Below are 5,961 nucleotides of genomic sequence, written 5' to 3'. Positions count from 1 at the left end.
CATCACAATATTCATTCCAACCAGCGAATTCATTCCTTCTTCCTTACCAATTACTTTTTCAGCAATATTAAGTGTCTCGAAATAACGGGTTGCATATCCTGAGATAAAAGCATCAGCATCACCAGATTCAACCATAGTTGCACCAAAATAGTTACGATCGAACATCTTCTCAACAGCCTCTTTATGGACCAATCCTTTACGACCTAACTTAGCGCATAAGATATCCGCATAACGTGTTCTTCTCTCACGCTCAGCTTCCGAACGGATATCAATAATCTCAGCTCCTTCTAAATCAAGATCATGTTCTTTAACCAATAGCTGAATATTCTCGGTATTCCCCAATAAGATGGGTTGTGCAATTCCTTCGTGAAGCGCAATTTGAGCCGCCTTAAGAATATTAAAGTTGTTTGCCTCAGGGAATACGACACGCTTAGGTGCTTTCTTCGCCTTATTAAAAATGGTACGAAGCAACTCATTTTCTGTTCCCAATCGCATCTTCAACTCTTCAGCATAAACATCCCAATCCATATCTGTCTTACGAGCAACGCCTGAATCAACAGCAGCTTTAGCAACGGCCACAGCAACTCGTGAAACCAAACGAGGATCCATCGCTTTAGGAATGATGTAATGCTTACCAAAAGTAATATTCGCTTCATCGTATGCCGCATGTACCGACTCTGGAACGGGCTCTTTTGCCAACTCAGCAATAGCGTGAACCGAAGCTATTTTCATTTCTTCATTAATCGCAGTCGCTCTTACATCAAGCGCACCACGGAAAATATAGGGGAATCCCAATACATTATTAATCTGATTAGGATAATCAGAACGACCTGTAGCAACCACAATATCGTCACGAACGGCCATAGCCTCATCGTAACCAATTTCCGGATCTGGATTAGCGAGTGCAAATACAACAGGGTTTGGAGCCATAGAGGCTACCATTTCCTTCGTCATAGATCCACCAACAGAAAGACCTAGAAAGACATCACATCCAACTACAGCCTCAGCTAAAGTTGTTAAATCTCTTTGAGTGATGAATTGCTTTTTCTGCTTATTCAAGCCAGTACGCTTCGCATTGATAACACCACGGCTATCACACATCACCACATTTTCAGGCTTCACACCTAATGAAATGTATAATTTAGTACAAGAAACAGCAGCTGCACCAGCGCCATTGACAACAACTTTTACATCTTCAATCTTCTTCTTTCCAATTTCAAGAGCATTCAATAAACCCGCTGCTGAAATAATCGCCGTTCCGTGCTGATCATCGTGCATCACTGGTATATCCAATTCTGCTTTCAATCTCTCCTCAATTTCGAAACATTCAGGAGCCTTAATATCTTCAAGGTTGATTCCTCCAAAGGTTGGAGCAATCGCCTTTACAGTTTGTATAAATTTTTCGATATCAGTCTCATCGACCTCAATATCGAAGACATCAATATCAGAGAAAATCTTAAATAATAATCCTTTTCCCTCCATAACCGGCTTACCAGCCAGAGCACCGATATTTCCTAGACCTAGCACAGCCGTACCATTAGAGATAACGGCAACAAGGTTTCCTTTTCCTGTATAACGATAGGCGTCTTCAGGATTTTTTTCAATTTCAAGACAAGGCTCTGCAACTCCCGGGCTGTAGGCCAAAGATAAATCACGTTGAGTTCTATAAGGTTTTGTAGGGATAACTTCTATTTTCCCAGGGCGTCCTTCTGAATGATAATTTAATGCGTCAGTTGACTTTTGTTTTGACATAACTGTTTTGTGTGTTGTTTTTTACCCAATAGATGGGCGATTTTAAGTTTGGAAAATATCTCTAAGGTCAATTAGTATTCAGTTTAAATCACCTTTATGTCTAAAGATGATCTGAAAAATAAAGCCCTCAAATATTTCGCAAATCTAGGTATAAATCAGGAAATATGTCTTTCCTTTTTGTAATGATTTCACTAACTTAAGGACTTCTTATTTTTAGTCGTTCTCATAATCATACAAGTACCCATCAGGCATTAAATTTATCGATATGGAGATAAAGATTATTGATTAATATAATTTGGCTGTTAGAGTCTCCCTATATACATTTGTAAGCATAAACAATAAAAGAGTTATAAATCTTAAAATCTAAATACAATGCAATCATTAATCGGAAGAAAAGCACCTGCATTTCAGGCAAACGCAGTATTAAACGGAAATCAAATCACTGAAGGTTTCTCATTGGACCAATTTATAGGTGAAAAAGAAGTTGTTTTCTTCTTCTACCCACTTGACTTTACTTTTGTTTGTCCAACAGAGCTAATCGCTTTCCAGGATAAACTTGAGGAATTCGAAAAACGCAATGTAGCTGTTGTGGGTTGTTCTGTAGACTCAGAATTCTCTCACTTTGCATGGTTAAACACAGAGAGAAACAAAGGTGGTATTAAAGGTGTGACTTATCCATTGGTAGCTGACCTTTCTAAAACTATTGCTGAAAACTTTGGTGTTTTAGCTGCAGACTACGATTACGATGAAGAAGGTAATGCAGTCATAACTGGAGCTCCCGTAGCTTACCGTGGCTTATTCCTTATCGACAAAAAAGGAATTGTTCGTCACTCTGTAATCAACGATCTTCCATTGGGAAGAAGTGTTGATGAAGCTATTCGAATGGTTGACGCTTTGCAACATTTCGAAGAGAACGGTGAAGTTTGTCCTGCAAATTGGATTAAGGGTGAAAAAGCCATGCAAGCCACTCAAGAAGGTGTTTCGGAATACTTAAGTAAGTAAATAATTCCTTAGCTTTACAAAGGAATAGTACGATTCACAAAATCGATACGATATAAAAATTAATCAAAAAAACATTTCAAGGAGATACGCTTTTATTAGATTCTTTAATTATCAGACAGAATTTTCTCAGAATCAATAAGGTCGTATCTCCAAGTACAATAAACAAAACTATGAAGATTAACAGATACCAGGATATTACAACAATCGCGGGAGAAGGAAAAAAAGATTATATCGATCGTCACTCAGCATTTTTACATTGCGAAGATTCAGCTAAGGCTGGTGAAAAATTCACTGTAAAAGTAAAAGTTGGTGATGCCTATCCACATCCAGACGATTTCGATCATTATATTGCCTGGGTACAACTTTGGGATGGTGAAAACATGTTAGCTCAAACTAACTTCACTGCTGGCGCACTTGGTAACACGCCTAATCAGGCTGAGGTCGATTTCTATATCGTTCCTGGTAAAAAAATGAAGTTGACTGCAGCTGCTTTCTGTACCAAGCACGGTCTTTGGCATTCGGATGAGAAAATTGTTGAAGTAGAAAAAGTTGCTGTAGAAGCCTAATCGACTTAACTAGAATACAAAAAAAGCTCTAATGTTTTAATAACAGTAGAGCTTTTTTTAGCCTTAAAAGTTAGACAGTCAAAAATCTTAAATTAAACCACTAATTGTCACTAATGAACACTAATTTTTTCGCTAATATATAACTCTTTTATATTCGAGACTCTTAGCTCCAAAATTAACAAGTAAACCAACTTTTTTGTTTGTGGCCTTCATATAATTCATGAGTTGTGCCATATGATTATCATCTAAAGATTTCACAGTCTTTAGTTCAACTATTATCTCATCATGACACAAGAAATCAGAATAATACTTCTTGTCTAATATAACACCTTTGTAGCTTATCTCGATTTGACATTCCCTTATGTGATCTATATTAGATTTAACCAATTCTATCTCTAGGGCTTCTTGATATACACCTTCCAAGAATCCGGCACCCAATTCAGAGTGTACATGCATACATAAACCAACAATATCGTAGCACTCTTGCTTAAACTTATTATCACTATTCATAATAAAATAATTAGTGGAAATCAGTGTTAATTAGTGGTTCTTAATTTGTTTCAATTTAAACAATAAAATTTGTATAATCTGTGGTTTTAAATATTTTTAATTACTGACAGGCAAGCTTTAAGCGATATACGCCAGTGTGGAATTTCGACTCCAAAGTCAGCTTTAATCTTGGCTTTATTCAGAACTGAATAGGCAGGGCGTTTGGCTGCTGTTGGAAAATCTTTCGACTCAATAGGATTTAACTTACAATCAATATCTGCCATCTCCATAATAGCCTGGGCAAAATCAAACAAGGTTAAAGTGAAGCAAGGATAAAGGTTAAAGCAAAAAAAACTAAAGTTTTCAAACTTTAGCACCTGGAAAAGACCTCGGCAATGGCAGCTGGGGCCCCATAGGTAAAAAAGACGTTAAAAATAGCATGCTGTCTGAGCGAAGCGAGTTCATGCTATTTAGACTTTAAACCGTGATGGGTCAGCGAATGCCGCAGTCTTGATTTTTTGCTTCTTTTTTATCAAGCAAAAAGAAGAAAGAAAATAACTTATAATAATAATAGAGCCTTAATTTTATACTTATTGGGATTTATTTAAAAGTCTCAAACATTCAGCTAAAGATACACGCCAATGCGGAATCTCGATTCCTAAGTCAGCTTTAATCTTGGCTTTATTCAGAACTGAATAGGCAGGGCGTTTGGCTGCTGTTGGAAAATCTTTCGACTCAATAGGATTTAACTTACAATCAATATCTGCCATCTCCATAATGGCCTGGGCAAAATCGTACCAGGAAGCGACTCCCTCATTGGAATAATGATACAGTTTCCCTTTTGTGTCAATACGGCCTGGTTTGCTTATAATATCCAAACAGACTTGAGCCAGATCTCTCGCATAGGTTGGTGTTCCAATTTGATCGTAAACAACAGATAAAGTATCTTTCTCCTCTCCCAAACGTAACATGGTCTTCACAAAATTATTCCCAAAGGAAGAATACATCCAGGATGTTCTGATAATAATCGAGTTGGATGGAGAATGCATAATTTCCATTTCGCCTGCACGTTTGGTCTTGCCATAGGCACTCAAAGGGCAAACTGGCATTCTTTCGGTATAGGGTCTATTTGCCGTTCCATCAAAGACATAGTCCGTAGAAATATGAATCAGTTTGAGCTGATACCGTTGGCTTACAGCGACTAAATGCCCCACAGCCTTGGCATTTACCAGACCAGCTATACCGGCATTTTGCTCAGCTTTATCAACGGCTGTATAGCCTGCACAATTGATGATGCCCTGAAAACCCTGATCTTTCACAAAATCGTTCAATTGAGCTTGATTACAAATATCAAGTTCTTTAGAGCTAGGACATACAAATTCCAATTCGGGATAAGTAGAACTAAGCGCTTTTATTTCGGATCCCAATTGGCCCGTAGAACCAGTGATGAGTATTTTCATATATGAAGGATAAAGTTTGATAAGGATAAAGGTTAAAGTACAAAAAAAGGATAAAGGAAAGGATACCTATTAAAATCTAGAACGTTTTTTTCCTAGAGCTATTGCCTAAGGTAGAATAAAGGTTAAAGGAAAACAAGGATAAAGTTTGACAAGGTTAAAGGTTAAAGGAAAACAAGGATAAAGTTTGACAAGGTTAAAGGATAAAGGAAAACAAGGTTAAAGTTTGACAAGGTTAAAGGTTAAAGGAAAACAAGGATAAAGTTTGACAAGGATAAAGGAAATTTAAGGTTAAAATAAGGAAAGTAAAAAGTTTATCTAATCTTTGAGCTTTTAGGATATATCGAGCCTAGTATTTTCATTAATTCTTTAGATTCTGATTCTAAACTTATCCAATTCGTATTCTCATCTGAAATTTCAATAATTATTCTTATCCAATAATTAGTTTCCATTATTTCTTTTAGTGAGATTCCAACTTTGTTTGAAAAATCAGCTTTAGAAACAGCAGCTTGTGCTTCTTCATAGTTTGCCCCTACCGATGTAGAGGCTTTGAGTAACTGATAGGAAATTACTTGATACTCTCGTGAGTTTGGAAGATTCCTTACTCCTTTGATTGTATCAACAGAAAATCGAAATAATCGGCCTTGCAAGTCATTTTCCTTTCTTTTTTCCATTTCACTTTAGCCTTTTATCTT

7 protein-coding genes and 1 pseudogene are annotated in these 5,961 nt (G+C 36.9%); 2 read left to right on the top strand and 6 right to left on the bottom strand.

Annotated elements, in window-relative coordinates; genetic code table 11:
* Together ABY905_RS12985 and ABY905_RS12980 are read right to left on the bottom strand one after the other, a co-directional pair.
* Positions 1-495: phosphate acyltransferase (locus ABY905_RS12985; RefSeq protein WP_372644553.1), on the bottom strand; the 495-nt coding region annotated here is incomplete at its 3' end.
* Positions 496-1,752 (bottom strand): annotated as a pseudogene (locus ABY905_RS12980) (malic enzyme-like NAD(P)-binding protein); the annotation flags it as partial.
* Positions 1,753-2,124: 372 nt separating this feature from the next.
* Between ABY905_RS12980 and ABY905_RS12975 the strand changes: the two are divergent.
* Both ABY905_RS12975 and ABY905_RS12970 read left to right on the top strand, forming a co-directional pair.
* Entirely contained in the window at positions 2,125-2,754 is a 630-nt protein-coding gene (locus ABY905_RS12975) for a peroxiredoxin (protein WP_372644551.1), read from the top strand.
* A gap of 170 nt (positions 2,755-2,924) precedes the next feature.
* On the top strand, positions 2,925-3,320 hold the full coding sequence (locus ABY905_RS12970; protein ID WP_372644549.1) for a class II SORL domain-containing protein: 396 nt from the start codon (positions 2,925-2,927) through the stop codon (positions 3,318-3,320).
* Positions 3,321-3,452: 132 nt separating this feature from the next.
* On the opposite strand, the gene ABY905_RS12965 is transcribed toward ABY905_RS12970, so the two are convergent.
* From ABY905_RS12965 to ABY905_RS12950, 4 genes are all read right to left on the bottom strand, one after another.
* Positions 3,453-3,830, bottom strand: a complete 378-nt coding sequence (locus ABY905_RS12965) for a GxxExxY protein (protein WP_372644547.1) — start codon at positions 3,828-3,830, stop codon at positions 3,453-3,455.
* 86 nt (positions 3,831-3,916) lie between these two features.
* Positions 3,917-4,123 carry a sugar nucleotide-binding protein gene (locus ABY905_RS12960; RefSeq protein ID WP_372644545.1) on the bottom strand — a complete coding sequence of 69 codons (207 nt, stop codon included), beginning with the start codon at positions 4,121-4,123 and terminating at the stop codon, positions 3,917-3,919.
* Positions 4,124-4,399: 276 nt separating this feature from the next.
* On the bottom strand, positions 4,400-5,269 hold the full coding sequence (rfbD, locus tag ABY905_RS12955; RefSeq protein ID WP_372644543.1) for a dTDP-4-dehydrorhamnose reductase: 870 nt from the start codon (positions 5,267-5,269) through the stop codon (positions 4,400-4,402).
* Between the two features lie 311 nt (positions 5,270-5,580).
* Positions 5,581-5,940 carry a four helix bundle protein gene (locus ABY905_RS12950; protein WP_372644541.1) on the bottom strand — a complete coding sequence of 120 codons (360 nt, stop codon included), beginning with the start codon at positions 5,938-5,940 and terminating at the stop codon, positions 5,581-5,583.
* Positions 5,941-5,961: the final 21 nt, after the last annotated feature.

Origin of the sequence: Ancylomarina sp. (assembly GCF_041555295.1) — a bacterium.
GTDB lineage: Bacteria > Bacteroidota > Bacteroidia > Bacteroidales > Marinifilaceae > Ancylomarina.
This window is presented reverse-complemented; position numbering and strand designations above follow the sequence as displayed.

Coding starts and splice junctions, on each gene's coding strand:
- ABY905_RS12965 (WP_372644547.1), bottom strand. CDS start 3,830: ATGAATAGTGATAATAAGTTTAAGCAAGAGTGCTACGATATTGTTGGT.
- rfbD (WP_372644543.1), bottom strand. CDS start 5,269: ATGAAAATACTCATCACTGGTTCTACGGGCCAATTGGGATCCGAAATA.
- ABY905_RS12950 (WP_372644541.1), bottom strand. CDS start 5,940: ATGGAAAAAAGAAAGGAAAATGACTTGCAAGGCCGATTATTTCGATTT.
- ABY905_RS12970 (WP_372644549.1), top strand. CDS start 2,925: ATGAAGATTAACAGATACCAGGATATTACAACAATCGCGGGAGAAGGA.
- ABY905_RS12975 (WP_372644551.1), top strand. CDS start 2,125: ATGCAATCATTAATCGGAAGAAAAGCACCTGCATTTCAGGCAAACGCA.